This window comes from Paenibacillus hexagrammi, from assembly GCF_021513275.1.
GTDB classification, from domain to species: domain Bacteria; phylum Bacillota; class Bacilli; order Paenibacillales; family NBRC-103111; genus Paenibacillus_E; species Paenibacillus_E hexagrammi.
Window position 1 is genome coordinate 3,042,209 of sequence record NZ_CP090978.1, and the last position, 17,680, is coordinate 3,059,888.

The 17,680-nt window shown below is 50.8% G+C and carries 11 protein-coding genes and 3 pseudogenes; all 14 read right to left on the reverse strand.

Annotated elements, in window-relative coordinates:
* Positions 1-34 precede the first annotated feature (34 nt).
* Complete coding sequence (locus tag L0M14_RS13620; protein WP_235122573.1) at positions 35-2,371, reverse strand: transglycosylase domain-containing protein; 2,337 nt, start codon at positions 2,369-2,371, stop codon at positions 35-37.
* Positions 2,346-2,609: a hypothetical protein gene (locus tag L0M14_RS13625; RefSeq protein WP_235122574.1), complete on the reverse strand. Its 264-nt coding sequence runs from the start codon at positions 2,607-2,609 to the stop codon at positions 2,346-2,348. The genes L0M14_RS13620 and L0M14_RS13625 overlap by 26 nt, the downstream gene beginning before the upstream one ends.
* A gap of 139 nt (positions 2,610-2,748) precedes the next feature.
* The gene (gene hfq, locus L0M14_RS13630) at positions 2,749-2,988 is read right to left on the reverse strand and encodes an RNA chaperone Hfq (RefSeq protein WP_147946297.1); all 240 of its coding nucleotides are present in this window, start codon (positions 2,986-2,988) and stop codon (positions 2,749-2,751) included.
* Between the two features lie 44 nt (positions 2,989-3,032).
* Complete coding sequence (miaA, locus tag L0M14_RS13635; RefSeq protein WP_405031075.1) at positions 3,033-4,013, reverse strand: tRNA (adenosine(37)-N6)-dimethylallyltransferase MiaA; 981 nt, start codon at positions 4,011-4,013, stop codon at positions 3,033-3,035.
* A 16-nt stretch (positions 4,014-4,029) separates the two neighbouring features.
* The gene (locus L0M14_RS13640; protein ID WP_235122576.1) at positions 4,030-4,650 is read right to left on the reverse strand and encodes a class I SAM-dependent methyltransferase; all 621 of its coding nucleotides are present in this window, start codon (positions 4,648-4,650) and stop codon (positions 4,030-4,032) included.
* 144 nt (positions 4,651-4,794) lie between these two features.
* A pseudogene (gene mutL, locus L0M14_RS13645) lies at positions 4,795-6,868 on the reverse strand (DNA mismatch repair endonuclease MutL).
* 5 nt (positions 6,869-6,873) lie between these two features.
* Positions 6,874-8,307: a S41 family peptidase gene (locus tag L0M14_RS13650; RefSeq protein WP_235122577.1), complete on the reverse strand. Its 1,434-nt coding sequence runs from the start codon at positions 8,305-8,307 to the stop codon at positions 6,874-6,876.
* Positions 8,308-8,453: 146 nt separating this feature from the next.
* Positions 8,454-11,264, reverse strand: coding sequence for a DNA mismatch repair protein MutS (mutS, locus tag L0M14_RS13655; RefSeq protein WP_235122578.1), 2,811 nt, complete (start codon positions 11,262-11,264; stop codon positions 8,454-8,456).
* 133 nt (positions 11,265-11,397) lie between these two features.
* A pseudogene (locus L0M14_RS13665) lies at positions 11,398-12,854 on the reverse strand (putative amidoligase domain-containing protein).
* 225 nt (positions 12,855-13,079) lie between these two features.
* Positions 13,080-13,646 (reverse strand): outer spore coat protein CotE, encoded by a 567-nt coding sequence (locus L0M14_RS13670; RefSeq protein ID WP_235122581.1) that lies wholly within the window; start codon positions 13,644-13,646, stop codon positions 13,080-13,082.
* Between the two features lie 284 nt (positions 13,647-13,930).
* Positions 13,931-14,893 (reverse strand): aromatic acid exporter family protein, encoded by a 963-nt coding sequence (locus L0M14_RS13675; protein ID WP_235122582.1) that lies wholly within the window; start codon positions 14,891-14,893, stop codon positions 13,931-13,933.
* A 67-nt stretch (positions 14,894-14,960) separates the two neighbouring features.
* Entirely contained in the window at positions 14,961-15,806 is an 846-nt protein-coding gene (locus L0M14_RS13680; RefSeq protein ID WP_405030954.1) for an ABC transporter permease, read from the reverse strand.
* Positions 15,796-16,587, reverse strand: a complete 792-nt coding sequence (locus tag L0M14_RS13685) for an ABC transporter ATP-binding protein (RefSeq protein ID WP_235122583.1) — start codon at positions 16,585-16,587, stop codon at positions 15,796-15,798. The genes L0M14_RS13680 and L0M14_RS13685 overlap by 11 nt, the downstream gene beginning before the upstream one ends.
* A 72-nt stretch (positions 16,588-16,659) precedes the next feature.
* Positions 16,660-17,669 (reverse strand): annotated as a pseudogene (locus L0M14_RS13690) (ABC transporter substrate-binding protein).
* Between the last annotated feature and the right edge of the window lie 11 nt (positions 17,670-17,680).

Sequence of the window (17,680 nt, forward strand, 5' to 3'; positions counted from 1 at the left end):
ATTGTTGTAGATGTTGTAGATATGTGGTTCAATCCTACTCTTGGCCCTGCAAAGGCAACATGTCACCTAGTTGATCGACCGCATTCCCCGACTGTTTATTGGTTGGAGATGGTGTCGGAGTCGATTTCGGAGACACAGATACTTTCGGTGAAGGACTTGGTACGGCTCCTTTATCATCCTTGCCCGCTTGACCGCTGTCCGTATTTCCTCCTGTGGAAGGGCTGTGAGTCGGTTTTGCGCCTGGCGATGGTGACGGTGTTGGCGATGGTGGTACCTTCCCGTTTCCTACACCAGTGCCTGGGCTTGGCGAAGGCGAAGCACCTGGCGATGGCAGCGGACTGGCAAGCGCATCATCCTTTGGAATCTCTACTACCGCTTCGTTTGACTTGTTACCAGGTGTGTTCGTGCTCAGGTTCACAGGAACCACATAATATTGGTAGGATTCCCCGCTGCTGACCGTTGTATCATTCACTTCCGTCGTCGGCGATTGAATCAGCTGCTTGGGCTCCGCATCTTGCGAGCCTTTCCGGAATACCTGATAGGCAATTTTATCTCCCAATGAAGTCCAAGTCAATTTTACCGATTTGGTTTCCGGTAAATACAGCGCCGACAAATCAGCCACTCCGCTTGGAGGTTCCGTTAAGTCCGGCACGCTCTCCGGCTTGGTGAACTGAGTAACAGGCTTGCCTTCCAAGGCTTTGGACATAACTTCCTTAAAGATCGAGGAAGGACTGCCGCTGCCGATCGTTACATAATGCTTCGAATCAACCTTGTCAAAGCCTTCCCATACTGCCGCTGTCCATTCCGGCGTGTAGCCCACGAACCATACGTCACGGTCATACTTTTCCAGTCCCTTGATATCCAGCCCCGTTGTACCTGTTTTCCCGGCGACCGGACGATTAAACTTCGCTCTCGTTCCCGTTCCTCCGGTCTCTACAACGCCTTGCAAGAGCAGCGTCATATAGTAGGCGGTTTGCGGCTTGATGACCTGCTTCGGTTCCGCTTTATACGATTTGAGTTCCTTGCCGTCTTTATCGGTAATCTTCAAAATCGCGTGTGTTGTGTTCATAACGCCTTGATTGGCAAACGCGGTGTAAGCCGTCGCCATTTGCAGCGGCGAAACTCCATCGGTCAGACCGCCTAGTGCGATCGCCAGATTGCGGTCTTTGTCCTTATTCAGCGGTATGCCTAATTTATTAGCAAAATCCATCACAAAATTCATACCCTTGGACTCGCTAATCTGGCTGAGCAGCCATACAGGCGCCAAGTTATACGATTTCTTCACCGCTTCGAACATCGACACCTGACCATGGGTGGTACGGTCATAGTTGTGCGGTGTATAGCCATTGAAGTTAGTCTGTGTATCATCCATTATCGAATACGGATTCCAATCACCTGATTCGAGCGCGGGACCGTATGCAGCAATGGGTTTAAACGAGGAACCCGGCTGTCTCTGCGAGAATACGCGATTGAACCCCCGTTGTTGGTAATCTCTTCCGCCAATCATGGCAACCAAGCTGCCTGTCTTGTTATCAATAATGACCATCGAGCTCTGAATTTTTTGTCCATCTGAAGCATCCTTCTGGAACAAGCTCGCATTGGTATACGCCTTCTCCATCACTTGCTGCGCTTTCGGATCCATCGTCGTGTAAATCCGGTAGCCCTTTGTGTTCAGTTCATCCTCGGAAATATCGTACTTATCTTCCGCTTCGTTGATTACATAATCAACAAATGTCGCATAATCCTCGCTGCCAGTACTCGGAGGTGCCACATAATCCACAGCCGCTGCTTTGGCTCTCTGATCTTCTGTGATGTAGCCTTGATCAGCCATCAGCTTGAGTACGACGGCGCGCCGCTCCTTGGATTGTTCCGGATTGGCCAAAGGAGAATATTTGGACGGCGCCTTTGGCAATGCGGCCAAAGTAGCAATTTCCCAAAGATCTAATTTATTCAGATCCGATTTACCGAAATACGTCTTCGAAGCAGCCTTAATGCCGTATGCCCGACTTCCAAAATAGATACGGTTCAAATACTTCTCCAGAATCGTATCTTTGTCATACTTCTCATCGAGCGCGAAGGCAATCGCCATCTCTGTTCCTTTACGGAAGGCAGTCTTCTCCGAGCTCAAGAACACGTTTTTGGCCAGCTGCTGTGTAATGGTGCTTCCGCCTTCAACAGCGCTCATATGCATAATGTCCTTCACAAGCGCCCGACCGATTGCCCAAAAGTCGACCCCTGAGTGCTCCAAGAAACGTCGATCCTCTGTGGCGATGAACGCCTGCTTTAAGAGATCTGGAATGTCCTTGCTGCTCACGCTTTCGCGGTTTTCACCCGATTGGTACAGCTTACCGATCTCTGAGGGGCTGTGCATCTTTGTCTTCACCTTGCGCCAAGATCAGTGTAGCTTCGGATGTGGTTTCAATTTTATCCAGATTTTGATCCAGGATTTTGAAGCCGCTCATGATGACGACGATATAAATGCCCATCGCGCAAATCACAGCCAATATGGAAGCGATGATTACACCAAATATTAGTTTTCTCGCACTAAATGATTGTTTCTTCCCAGATCGTTTCTTTCCTTCCGGTTTCTTTTTGGTCGAATTCGCCAAGTCCACCGACTCCCTCGTCTTTATTCTCTATTTCCACTCAACAAAAGAACAACCTCATAAGCAAGGTTGCTCCCATATGTTTCTATTCAGTTAGACGTTTCAGCAAATTGAAAAGTTGCAAAAACGGCCGTAGCGCCTATTACTCCGATGCTTCAGCTGCTGCCATAAGGGAAACAGCTCTTTGCGGGGTGAACGTCGAGATCGCATGTTTGTATACCATTTGCTGACGCCCTTCGCTGTCGATGATGATGGTGAAATTGTCAAAAGCACGAATGAGTCCTCTGATTTGAAACCCATTAGTCAAATAAACGGTAACGGGAATGCTTTCTTTACGAAGCTGGTTCAAAAAATTGTCCTGAATATTAATGGATTTATTCATCAGTAGGTCCCCCTTAATGGAATGAAACATCCGCTCGATCGGCGCTATTTCAATGGTAATTGTTGTTGATTATATTCAAGCTTTTGTACAAACTTTCCTGCTATTATATCACTAATCTTTTGGAAATGCGCAGAAAAATTTGCTGTATCCGTAACATCCACCCAATGAATGTCTTTCATATGGCGGAACCAAGACAGCTGTCGTTTGGCAAACCTGCGCGTATCGCGCTTGAGCAGTATAGCGGCCTCATCCAGTGTCCGGAATCCGTCCAGGTAGGTAACCATTTCCTTGTAGCCTAACCCTTGCAGGGAGATGGCATCCCTAGGGCACCCAGCCTCGAGAAGGCTGCGCACTTCGTCGACTAGACCTTCCTGCATCATAAGATCGATGCGCTCCTCAATGCGGGCATATAGCTTCGCACGATCCATCGTAAGTCCGATGATACACAGTTCGTAAGGAGATTCCTTTTTCTGACCGGCCAAATGCTCGGACATCGGTTTCCCCGATACGTGGGCAATCTCTAAAGCGCGAATGATTCTCCTGCGATCGTTAGCATGCAGCCGTTCAGCGGTTACCGGATCGACTTCTTGAAGCCTCCGATGCAGAGCTTCATCCCCGTTGCGAACCGCATACAGCTCCTGCTCCTGCCTGAATGCTTCATCCATCGCAACTTCGGTGAACTGGTAATTGTAGCAAACCGATTCTATGTACAATCCCGTGCCCCCCACGATGAAAGGCAGCTTGCCCCTGGCATGGATGTCCGGGATCAATTGCTTGACCCTCTCCTGAAACTCAGCAGCGGAGAACGGATAAGATGGGTCATGAATGTCAATCAAATGGTGCGGAACCACAGCTCTTTCTGCCTCTGTGGCTTTGGCCGTGCCGATATCCATACCGCGGTAGACCTGCATGGAGTCACCGGAAATAATTTCACAGCCGAATTGCTGTGCAAGATCCAAGCTCAATTTGGTTTTACCGACCGCTGTAGGACCGATCAGCACGAGTAATTTCGGCTTGGCCGACAAATCTAGCACAGTCGTATCACTCCATAGGTTGTTTTCGTATTAGAACGCATGACGGAATCAAAGCCCAAACGGGCGAATTCCTGCTGTCCCTGTGCTCCTTGAGCACAATGCTCTTGCGGGCAACGCGTCTTGCCTGCTCGATCGCAGCTACATCCAGTGCATCATAATTAGCACGTGCCCTTAACGGCGATATCGAGCTGGATTCATCAATCGGATTTCGAAACATCGGATCAAAATAGATGATATCGACGCTTTTGGAGTCCAATTGCTCCAGATAAATACGATGATTCATACGTATTACATGAATGCGCCGCATCGCTTCATTCAGCTCCGGAATTTCGGATTCGTAGGTCCTTAAGCCTTCACTGATAAGCATCGCAGGAACTGCTTCGCTCTCCACCGCGGTGACTGTACCCGTGTGGCCTGCGGCATAGGAGAACACGATCGAATCCGAAGCTAGTCCCGCTGTGCAGTCAACAACTGAATCGCCAGCCGTAACACCAGCCGCTTCCAGCAGTAGATCGGGCTCTCCCCGAAGAAGCCGTTTGATTCGAACCTGCGCCATGCTTGGATGAAAGAACAGCGCAGGCTGCTCCTCTTCATAGTACCTGATCTCTTCTCTAGTCACAAGCAGCACAGAAGGATCGCTGTATTTTTTTGCAATTGCTGTAAGGAATCCCTGCGCCTTGGCACTAAGCGCCCGCCATAAGCGGAAGCTAATTGCTCCGTCCTCGCAAGCACAGCCTGGGATGGTTCGTAAGATGTTGTGATCAGCACGAGCTTACATCACCCGCTTAAACATTTTTTCAAGCTCATAGGTTGAAAAGCTGACGACAATAGGTCGACCATGAGGACATGTATACGGATTGCGGCATGCTGCCAGACGGTCAATGAGCGCTTCCATTTCCAACACGCTAAGTCCTTGATTGGCTTTGATCGATGCTTTGCAGGAGCACATAATAGCCGCCTTCTCACGAAGCTTGGCAATATCAACCGCCTTACGCTCGCTAAGCACCCACTCGCACATCTCCTCAATGATCAGCTTTTCTTCGCCGCCAGGGAACCAGTGAGGATGCGCTCTGACCAGAAAAGTATTCCCGCCAAAGGCTTCCATAAACACGCCCGCCTGCTCAAACAGTAACAGCCTGTCCGAAATCACACCCGCTTCTGAAGGGGTAAATTCAAGTGTAATCGGAACAAGCAGCTCCTGACTGGCGTCAGCAGGATTGCCGAATTTTTCATAATAGTACTCATAATTGATGCGTTCGTGCGCCGCGTGCTGATCAATCAAGTATAGCCCGCTCTCGTTTTGAGCAACGAGATAGGTCCCATGCATCTGACCGATCGGCTCCAGCTTCGGAAATGAAGGGAGCTGCGGCGCACCGGATGCCGCTTCACCGCTTGGCAAAGACTCCATAAAAGCTTCTGCAGCTTTGCGAAGCTGCTCCGCAGGCATCTTGGGCTGCGGTTTTGAAAATGAGCCGGCAACGGATCGATTCGAGTTTGCAGAAGATTCCGAGGCAGCCGTGCGATTTGCATGTGCAGATGCCTCAGTAACAGTGCGATCTGCATTTGTAAATTTCTCTCTTGCACGGGCCAATTTGGACCGATCCAGCAAGTCTGTTTCCGCAGACTGCACATTCACCTGGTCAGACACCGGTTGATAAGGCAGCACGGCTTCCTTAATTTGAGCACCGCTTGCGGGAGCGGCTTGAACAGACTCAGAAGCGGGATCTTGCAAAGGCAGCTGCGGCTGACTGACAGCTGCTGTAGAATCTGCCGTTGAATCGGAAACTCGCGATAGATCGAGCTGTTCCTGCACGTAAGCGCCTTGCGGCGAGCTTGGCTTACTGCCTCGCGGAATCAAAACCTGCTTGCCAAGCACCCTTTTGGCCTCCGCTTCAATCATAGCGGTTAACTCCGCCTCTTTGCTGAAGCGCACCTCCAGCTTGGAAGGATGCACATTCACATCAACCAGCGCGGGGTCCATTTGAATCTGAAGGACGGCTACCGGAAACCGGTTTATGGGAAGCAAAGTATGATAGCCCTGCATGAGAGCTTGGTTCAAAGCGAAATTCCGAACATATCGTCCGTTCACGATCGTAGAGATCCCTCCGCGATTCGCGCGGGTTACCTCCGGCTTGGCGATATAGCCTTTCATGGTATAATCCAGCGTTTCCGCTTGATCGGCAGCATTTGCTTCCCGATCGCTGTGCCGTAAATACCTGCAATGACCTGAACCAAATCGCCGTTTCCTAGTGTTTGCAGCAGCAGGTTGCCGTTATGCTTGAGCGAAAAAGCAATCTGCGGATGAGCAAGCGCCAATCGGTACATATAATCCGACACGTGGCCCAGCTCCGTTTGGATCGTTTTCATATATTTGAGGCGGGCCGGTGTGTTAAAGAACAGCTCTCTGACGGTGACTTCAGTACCGCGGGAAGCAGCGATTTCTTCCAACGAGCGAATCGTTCCGCCCTCGATGCTGACTTTCCTGCCTAAACCATCATTGGTCGAGCTGGTGACACACTCCAAGCGGGATACAGAAGCGATACTAGGAAGTGCCTCCCCCGAAACCCTAATGTACGGATCGAAAATAAATCCTTGCTTGTGGATATTTTACTTGTTGCATGACGCTGAAAGGCCAGCTCGCAATCTCCGGGCTCCATCCCCATACCGTTGTCGGATACTCGGATGAATTGCAAGCCTCCTTCTTCAATGGTTACATCAATTCTGGTGCTTCCAGCGTCAACGGAATTCTCAACAAGCTCCTTCACAACGGAAGAGGGACGCTCGACAACCTCACCCGCTGCGATCTGGTTTGCGATGTGCTCGCTAAGCAGCTGGATTTTGCCCATAAGAATCAGTTCCCCTTTACAGCGCTGATCGTTACATTCTCTCCCTGTTCTTTAACCGTGAGTTCCGGGAAGTAATCATCAAACACGTCAACATTGACATAGCTGGTGCCATTATCAATTAGAAGCTTGTCCGCTTCGACCGGGATGGCGTGAACACCGTCAGCTGCCGTTACATCGACAGTTCGGTTTGCATCATTCCAGGTGATTTTCGCATCGACTAAAGCAGCTAGTGCCCGAGTCGGCATGTACATGTGCCCGTTCTCGCGAACAATTGGGAAACCGGCAGTCATTTCAACACCGTTGTAGGTTACTTTATGTTTGCTGACTTCAACTTGTACGTCTGAAATGCCTGCAAGATGAAGCGCCGTAATCAACTGAGCTGCACTGCCGTCGACTTCAACATCCGGCGTAATGCCTACTTTGTTCACTTTGCGCATTTTCGGAGTCAGGTACTCTTCAATGGTTACTTTCAGCGCACTGCCGTCGTCCAATTGAAGGATTTGCTGAACACTTCCCTTACCGAAGGTTTGAACGCCGACAACTTTGGCTACGTTATAGTCCTGCAGAGCGCCGGACAGCACTTCAGATGCGCTGGCGCTGTTTTCGTTAGCAAGAATATAGACAGGAACATCGATGGTGGAGCCGCCGTTAAACGTAACCGGATCGTCTACGCCATTGCGGTCCTTCGTATGAATCAACGCGCCCTCTTTCACAAAATGCTTCGCGATATTTTCAGCCGTATCCACCAGACCGCCAGGATTGTTGCGAACATCAAGGATGAGCGCTTTTAATCCTTTGGCTTTCAGATCGGCAAGCTGTTTGTCAAAATCCTCATCCGCATCGCTGGAAAAATCAGTGATCTGGATGTAACCCACACCGTTTGAAAAGCTCTTGCTGTATACTTCAGGAACGTTGACCGACTTGCGGGTAAGATCTACGGTAACCTGCTGATCGCCACGTTGGACCGTAATCTTCGTCTTCGTCCCTTCCACACCAATAATCTTGTCACGAGCGGAATCAATCGAATTCTTATCAATCGCTACTCCATCTACAGCTACGATGTAATCATCCACCTTAAGGCCTGCTGCCTCGGCAGCAGAGTCCGGGAATACCTCGGAGATATAGACACCACTCTCGTCCATGCCAATTCGTGCGCCCATACCTACATAGTTATTTTCCAAGGAACTGGAAAACTGATTCAACTCATCCTTTGTAAAATATACCGTGTACGGGTCCTTAAGACCTTCCACCATTTGCTGTATGGATTCACCCTGCAGATCATTCTCCGTCACACCGCTGACATGCATGGTTCCGAGAATTTGTCTGACCTGCTGGGTTTGTATATCTTCCTGCGCCATAGCTTGAGCGGGAATAACCGCCAGGAATGTTGCTGCCGCAGCTAAAGTTACCTTCATTGTCTTCATGCCGGTATGTTTCATGTTAACCTCTCCCATGCCGTAATTTGGTATCACGTCTTCGAACGGTTGCGAACTACGCTAGTTCTGAAGCTTTTGCTTCCATTCATAAACAAGATTAAGCGCCTGAAGCGGCGTCATATTAATTAAATCGATACTTTTGAGCTGATCTAAGACGTGCTGGGTCTTCGGATCGAGCTTTTTCTTCGCAGCCGATGTTTGAGCGGTATCCTCTTCAAAAAGGAAAGCTGTTGAATAGCTGCAGCCGAGCTCGACTGGCCAATCGCAGTAAGCTCCGACGATGTAGCTAACTGCTCAGACGCGGATAGTTCCACAGATGATGCTGACTGTCCAGACGCGGATAGTTCCGCAGATGATGCTGACTGCTCGAACTCCGGTAGTTCCGCTGAAGCGCTAGACAGCTGCTCAGGTGATTCTGCTATGGCAGCAGTCCGCTGATTTGAAGATAATTCGACTTCGGATGCAGCCGATCTTTGAGCAGCGTAACCATTCTTGCCTTGCATCTGGGACGCTCGGCCCTCACTGGCTGCGACCTGCTGAGATGCTACCACTTGTGATGCTGCGGCGGCGCGGTCCTCGAAGCCATTCAACAGCTCGTACGAGCGTTGAATGATCGCTTCCGGCAGCCCTGCTATCTCGGCGCAGTAGATGCCGTAGCTCGTGCTCGCGGCCCCGGGGATCAGCTTGCGCAGGAAGGTCACCTGCCTGCCGCTTTCTTTCACCGCCATGCAGTGATTGCGCAGGTGCTTCAAGCTTTCTTCCAAGTGCGCAAGCTCATGGAAATGCGTGGAGACCAGCGTTTTGCAGCCAATTCTGTCATGCAAAAACTCGATCACCGACTGCGCAATGGCCATGCCTTCCCCTGTCGAGGTCCCGCGGCCCAGCTCGTCAATGATGACAAGACTCTTGCTCGTCGCCTTCTCCGTCATAACCTGAATGTCCATCATCTCGACCATGAACGTACTCTGCCCGCCGATCAAATCATCGGCTGCACCGATACGCGTAAAGATGCGGTCGATGACCGGAATCCGGGCAGCGCTTGCCGGTACGAAGCAGCCAATCTGCGCCATCAGGCAGATCACGGCAACCTGCCTCATGTAGGTGCTCTTCCCGGCCATGTTCGGTCCGGTGATAAGCAGGATGCGGCCCTTCTCCTGCTCGAGGTTCGTTGCGTTAGCAATGAACGAACCGTCTTGAATGACCGCCTCGACAACCGGATGCCGGCCGTCTTCAATCTGGAGATCAAAGCCTTCGCCGATCTCCGGCTTGCGGTAGTGGTTCGCCGCGCTCACAGCAGCTAGAGACTGGTATACATCCGCAGCAGCGATCACTTCGGCCAATTGCTGCAATCTGGAGATATGTCCGGAGATCCGGTCCCTCAGTTCTGTGAACAATTCATACTCCAGATCAACCATTTTATCTTGTGCTTCCAAAATCAGTGATTCTTTTTCTTTAAGCTCCGGCGTCACATACCGTTCTGCGTTAGCAAGTGTTTGCTTTCGCTCGTAGCGACCTTCGGGCAATGTCGCCATGTTGGCCTTCGTGACTTCAATAAAGTAGCCGAACACTTTGTTATAGCCGATCTTCAGCGATTTGATGCCGGTCGCTTCCCGCTCCTTACGCTCCAGCTCGGCAATCCACTGCTTGCCGTTCTTGTTCGCTTCACGAAGCTGATCCAGATAAGCATGGTACCCTTCCCGAATCATGCCCCCGTCTCGAATGGACACTGGCGGCTCGTCCGTGATGGCATCGGCGATCCAAGACATCACATCCGCGCAATCGTCCATATTATGGACAAGCTTGCGCAGTGTTTCCGATCCGGATGCCGCGCAAACCTCTTGCAAAAGAGGAACCTGCTGAAGCGAATGCTTGAGCGACTGCATATCTCTTGCATTCGCGTTACCGTATGAGATTCTCGCGACAAGCCGCTCCAAATCGTAGACTTCCTTGAGCGCCTGCTTCACATCTTCACGGACAATCAGCTGATTGTACAGAACATTTACCGCTTCCAAGCGTTCTTCGATACGGCTCACACTCATAAGCGGCTTCTCTATCCATCTGCGCAGCAGACGCGCGCCCATTGCCGTGACAGTCCGATCCAGCAGCCAGAGCAGTGAACCTTTCTTACTCCGCTCTCTTACAGTTTCAACGAGTTCCAAATTTCTTCTCGTGAATGGATCCATGGTCATGAACTGATCCGGTTCGTAAACGCGAATATGCTTGATATGCGTGAGTGCCCGCTTTTGCGTTTCCTTCAAATAGCTGAGCAGCAAAGCGACACCTTGTTTATTTAGCTCCGGTAAGCTCGAAAGCATGGTATCAGTTGCAAATTGCTGTGCAAGCAAGCTTTGGTCCGCTTCGGACCACTCCGTCACAACAGCGCCGCGGTTCCAATTGGCTGTAGCTTCGCGCACCTGCTCAAGGAGAAGCTTACCGGCAATCAGCTCAGAGGGACTATACACATTCAATTCATCCAAGACTAGCTCCCAAGATGCAGGCAGCAGTGTCGTGTACAGCTCCCCAGTTGAAATGTCGCAAGCGGTAAAGGCATACCCTTCACTGCCGCTTACCAGCGACACCATGTAGTTATTGCTGGTTTCGCCCAGCAGTTTGCTATCCATCACGGTGCCCGGCGTAACGATTCTTACGATTTCGCGGCGGACGACGCCTTTGGCTTCCGCAGGGTCTTCCACCTGCTCGCAGATGGCAACCTTGTACCCTTTTTCTATCAAACGCGCGACATAATTCTCCGCTGAATGATAGGGCACGCCGCACATCGGTATCCGGTCCTCGCCCCCGCCAACACGGCTTGTTAAGGTGATCTCCAGCTCTCTGGCCGCGTTTACGGCGTCTTCAAAAAACATTTCATAAAAATCGCCTAATCGAAAAAATAAAAAAGCATCGGGAACCTGCGCCTTGACGGCCAGGTACTGTTGAATCATCGGCGTGTACTGAGCCATGTGTGCCTCCATCTATGAATCTATGAAAACGAATCCCCCTAGGGGTTTCTCTAAAAAACGATAACAGGAGAGCCTGCCCGTCTGTAAAGCCGGTAGGCCGTCCTGTATGTACATGTAAAGAAGTCGTTTCTTATTATATCATGAAACTTTGTGCAATTGCCTCTTTCCGATGAAAGGGTGCAATTTTCCAAGCTTTGCGGATGTCCTCCCGCTCGTTCCACGCTTCCATCCGCTCTATTCGAGCTTTGAGCTTATCGAGTGTTTTGGCATGCAAGCTGTAAGCTGGCAGCTTCTCTAGATCTCTCCACAGCTCTGCGACAGTTGCGTGCAGGGCTTTTTATCCCCGAGATAGTACGCTCTCTGGATATCGAGGCTTTGGAGCGGCTGCTTCGGCAGCAGCCAGTAATTGTCCGCGATCAGCGAAGCCAGCGCGAAAATGCCGTGAGCCAACGAAGGCGACATCATCCAGCTTGGCAATGTCCGGTACTCGAAGCCGCCATGCGGCTTACGTCGGAAGTCGCCGAGGAAGCCGTAGCGCGGCCGGCGGCTGCGGGTCGTCGCGCCTTCGATCTGCATGAGCGGCAGCGCGAGGTAGTTATCGAGCGCGCGCAGGAGGTGACTGTTCAGCCAGCACCGGCTGAAGTGGATGTGCCCGCCGAGTGGAAAGCCTTCCACCGGCATGCCGCCCGAGAGCCATGCGAGGCTCTCGTCGGGGATCGCCCGCGCGGCGAGCTGCATCGATCGATGCAGATTCTTCGCGAGCTCGCGCGGGTCCGTGCTCGGCTGCGGGCGCAGCTCCGCCAGCGGCAGAATGACGCGATGCCCGCTGAGCACGATGGCATCGCAGCCCACGGCGCCATCCCGCGTCAGAAAGCGGTCGGCGGACACGACCTTGCCCTGCTTGCTGAGCAGCAGGAACTCGGGGTCGCTTCCCAGCATCACCCGTTCCGTGCGCCGCTGCTCGATATCCAGAGCGGCTGCGTACCGGTCCATCGCTTCCGCAAGCAGATCCGCCTCACGCTCGTTGAGCTTCGGTGCAGGCTCCACGTCCAGCACCAAGGTATGTCCGCTCGGCATGATGCCAATCGACACAAGGCCATAGTCAAGCCCCAGAGCGTAGACTGCCTTAACCGCTTCACGGCTTGCTCTGCGTACATGAAAGGTTGCTTTATCTGCAGGTACTTCTTCATAAGAGGAAGGCTGATGCTTGCGAATAGCGTTATAGATTGCCTGCTTGGTTTGCAGAAGGCTCTCTTTTTTCTCATAGACAGACAATGCCTGCAAATGAAACACCATGACTTTATACATATAAGGGTATGCACTTTGACTGATTTGTTCTTTGTAGGCAGCCGGAGTCTTGATCCCGTGCAAAGCGAGCAGTTCATTGCGCTTAGTCTGCTGCTTGGCTCGGAGTATTGCTTTGATAGGCTGCAGCACAGGCACTCCGCTGATCTCACCATGAGCTGAGCCCCAATGAATCACGAAATGACCGTTCCAATCCTCCGGCAGTGCGGTACCATTAGGCATGCGCATGCGGCTAGCCAGCTTCCATGCATCTTGTTCATGAAAATGGAGAAAATAAGTATCCATCGCTACGATTCCCGACCTTTCCAAGCAGCTTCAGTTACAGCTTCTTGATACAGCAGTATTCATCCCTTCAGCAGCTTTCTCCAATTGCAACGGAGTCCTTCACTGCTCCAGATCAACAGTCTGAGCATGCTGTTCCCGCCCATTTTCACATAGACAACAAAAAAGAGGGCAAGTGCCCTCTGCCGAACCGTATGCTCCCGCATATGGTGGAGTATAAGGTTCCAACTAATCCAATTCATCCTCAAGCAGCGCAGCGTCTAGGTCCTCGAACTCGCCATCCACGCTGTCGTCGAAATCCACATGCTTGTCGTCGAAGTCATTGCAGCCGTTCGCACAAACGACTACACAGACCTTCGTTTCGGCAACCATTTCCACCTGGAACTCCCGTTCCACCCGAATAATAACGCTGTCGCCGCTCGTGGAGATGCTGGCTTCCACACAGTTAGGCTCTTGCGTTGCGACAGCGGAAACTTCGGCCGTAGCCGACTTATGTTTTTTGTCCAGATAGCTTAGCGGGACAATTTCTACATAAGAAACCGTTTCTTTTGCCACATCGGTTTTGGTGTTGCGATCGTAAGAATACCAAATGTTGATATCATAAGTACCAACTACCTCTACTCCATCTCCGGATTGGATCGCTTCATATTGGTTATTGATGATCCAAGCGCCCAGTATACTGGTCGGAGAAAAGGGCGGAGTCACGGTATGACTTACGTGCGAGAATTTGCGACCTTTGCCGCAGACAGCTTTGGTAATAATCTCTCTGCACTGCAAATCTTTATCTATTGACATCCTTTCAACCTCCTCCATACAATCATTCATTACAATTGTATGCAGGACATCCGTCTAGAGTGACAACTTTTTTCGAGTATCTATTTTTACTTTTCCAAACGGCTTAGCAGACCATTATGCGGCAAAATTACAGCGATTCCAGACACCAGCTTACAGATAAGTAAGATCTTATATACGTATAAATGTATGTGTGCGAATTGCGATATTGCTTTTCTCTTCATTTCTACCTACCAATAGCGCTTGATCCCTCAGTCAGAAACAGCTCCCAACCCACCGCACTTCCCTCACGACCCGCCTGCCGGTCTCTGCTTCTTCTGCTTCTTCGCCACATACAAGTATTGAAGCAGTTCCGTGTTTAGCTGCAAAATTGCAGAGCGAACCTCGAACTCCTCCCGCGAACCGGGCAGCGGCATTTCCTTGTAGCGCTCATTCAAAACCTCCAGCTCTTTTTCCGTATGTCCAATGTAGTAATCTTCTTTCACATGTTCACTCAGGTCATCGAATATTGCGGCTACAAGCTCGCCCTGAGGCAAAGTCTGATAAACGCGGGCCACTAGATCCGTCATCCGATGGATCAGATCCAATTGCTCGCCGCGCATGTAAAAGTACACCCTCCAATAAGGATCCCCGCCAAAAATCAGGGAATTATCCAAGGAACGCTTCGCCAGCGCTGCACCCTTTTCTATCGCCTCAGCAGCTTCCAGCAGTTCTTTTCCATCCCAGACGAGTGTGTTGTCTCTCAAATGAGACGCAATGTGCCTGAATATATCGGAGAACAGGCGCTCCACACGTTCCTTCTCCCTCACGAGATTCCGGTCCGCTTTCGGCATGTAAGCGATGTTGATAAGTGTTGCCGTGCCGAGGCCGACTACGAGCAGCTTGATTTCGTTCAGAATCGCCTCAGCCCCCGCATTCTGATAGGCGTAAAGATGAAACATCACCACGGCTCCGGTTACCATTCCGTCACTCAGCTTCAGGCGATGAAGTATAGGAAATACAATCAGAACAAACAATCCAACTACCCAAGCATGAAAACCGAATACATGAAACAAGAGGGATCCGAACAACAGCCCCATCACAGAGGCTCCTATTCGCTGAACGGCGCTTTGAAGCCCTTTTTTCTTAGTCACTTCGATGCCCAGAATAGCGAGGAGCCCAGCAGACGCTGGTGAAGCAAGCCCCCATACATGGGCCGCATACATCGCGATCACGACGGAAAGAGCGGTTTTAATAACACGAAAGCCCATAGGGCTCACCTCCTTGAGGGGTGGTCTATGGGCTACATTATTTCACGTTCATTCCTTAGAGGCAAGTCTACCGCTGTTTCGTAATTCGATCTTCCAAATAGGCTACCGCTTGATACATCAAGGCCGCGACAATCGCGATTACGATCAGCGTACTCATCACCAGTGTAAAGTTAAACACCTGGAAGCCGTATATAATCAAGTACCCCAAGCCGATCTGAGATACGAGAAATTCACCGACGATCACACCTACCCAGGCCAAGCCGACATTGGCTTTCAAGGTAGAAATGATGGTGGGAAACGAAGCGGGAAGGATAACCTTTTGCAGCACTTTGCGCTTATTTCCGCCGAAAATTTCTACGACTTTTACGTAGTTGGCATCCACTTCTTTAAAACTTCCATATACAACCAGAGTTGTAATGATTACAGTTATGGAAAGTGTCGTGGCAATAATGGAGAGAAGTCCAGGACCCAGTCCCACGATAAACAGGGGCCCTAGCGCCACCTTCGGCATGCTGTTGAGGACAACAATGTAAGGGTCGAGCACTCTGGATAAAAACGGTGACCACCAAATGACGACCGCGAGCGCTGTGCCAAATAAGGTGCCCAAAGCGAAACCTACAATCGTTTCAAAAACGGTAGCTCCTACGTGAGGCAGGAGGCTTCCATCGAGCAGTTTATCCCAGAGCAGCGTGAATACCTTGGACGGGTAGCTGAAGAGTAGAACATCGATCCACTTCAAGCGGCCTGCGGCTTCCCACAAGGCAAAGAAAATGACAAGTATGGCCAGCTGAGTCAGCCTTACCTGCTTCGTTTTCTTTTTTTGGGCGGATAAAAAGCCCTGATGTACCGCTCTTGACAGCTCCTTCATCTCCACTTCTGAGACCGGTGTCCGATGCTTCCATTCATTCTCCATCACCCGCACCTCCTTTGTCCAGAGCATCGAATTCCTGCCAGACCGACTTGAACAAGGCATTAAAGCCCGGAAGCTCACGTGCCGTAAAAGGAAGCGCATCTCGAATGTCCTGCGGAATCGCAAATTCACGGCGGATCCGCCCCGGGTTCGGCTCGAGGACAATAATTCGGTCACTCATGGCGATGGCCTCCGAAATGTCGTGAGTCACCAGAATGGCCGTCTTGTTCTTGGCCCGAAGCGTCTCGACCACCAGATCCTCGAGCTGAAGCTTCGTCTGGTAATCCAGCGCGGAGAAAGGTTCATCCAGCAGCATAATCTCCGGCTCCGTCGCAAGGGTTCTCACCAACGCCACACGCTGCCGCATACCTCCGGATAATTGAGTTGGATAATAATCCTTAAATCCTAGGAGCCCCATTTCTTCTAATAAATGAAGCACATATTCTCGTTTCTCAGCAGTCAGAGTACCCGAAAGTTCCAAACCGATCGCCGCATTGTCAAAGATGGTACGCCAAGGAAACAGATAATCCTGCTGAAGCATATACCCCATGCGCTTGGATGGACCGTTCACGGCTTCGCCCGCCATCTTCACGGAACCTGCAGTCGGAGCAATAAGTCCGGCTATAATCGATAACAGAGTTGTTTTGCCACAGCCGCTCGGACCGATTAGACTGACAAATTCGCCTTGCTGAACAGCAAAATGGATATGCTGTAGGGCCAAGGTAGCCCGCTGCTTCGTGACATAAATTTGCGTGACTTCATTGATGGATACGGCTGCGTCCATATGCATTCCTCCTCGTAGCTAGGATAAAAGAAACTAGAGCCCCCTAAAGCGCATCTCTCAAGTCAAACAGCATTACTCCTTCACGGAGCTTTTCGCTTTTTCGGCAAAAGAATTATCAACCAACTTGCTCCAAGCCACTTTTTCCTTCAATTCCCCTGCTGTTGTCATCACGTCAAGCAGGTTGTTCCATTCCGCCTCGTCTACAATCGGATCAGTTGCATAAGAGCCTTGATCCTTGTAACGTTTGATCACACTTTTGACAATATCCAGGTCCGTATCTTTAAAATAAGGCAGCACCGCTTCGGCAATCTCGTCTACGCTCTTGGCCTGCACCCAGTTCTGGGCTCTCTGAACGGCATTCGTAAATTTCTGAATCGTATCCGGGTTTTTATCCATGAAGCTCTTCTTGCTCATAAACACGGTATATGGCAGATGCCCGCTCTCTACCCCGAAAGAAGCCAGCACGTAGCCCTTCCCTTCCTTCTCAACAATAGATGCCTGCGGCTCGAACAGCTGCACATATTCACCAGTGCCCGAAGAATATGCGGAAGTAATGTTGGCAAAGTCAATATTCTGGATCAGCTCTAGGTCCTTATGCGGGTCAATGCCGTGTTTTTTAAGTGTAAACTCGCCGGCCATTTGCGGCATGCCGCCTTTTCTTTGTCCGAGGAAAACAGAACCTTTCAGCGAATTCCAATCAAAGTTATCCACTTTCTTACGTGCTACCAAGAATGTTCCGTCCGTTTGTGTCAATTGGGCAAAATTGATCACGGGATCATCCGAGCCCTGCTGGGACACGTAGATGGAAGTCTCCGAGCCTACCAGCGCAACATCGATACCGCCTGACAGCAGCGCCGTCATCGTCTTGTCACCGCCCGGCGTTGTCGTTAACTCTACGTCCAAGCCTTCATCTTTAAAAATCCTTGCGACAACGCCACATACTGCGGCGCATAAAACAGCGACCGGGTCACTTCCCCAATCTTAACCTTTGTCGTTCCCTCCGACTTACTGCCGCATGCCGATAGCACACAGCTTAGCAGCAGGATAACCGATAGACCTACTATCCAGCCTTTCCGTTTCATGGTCGGTCCCT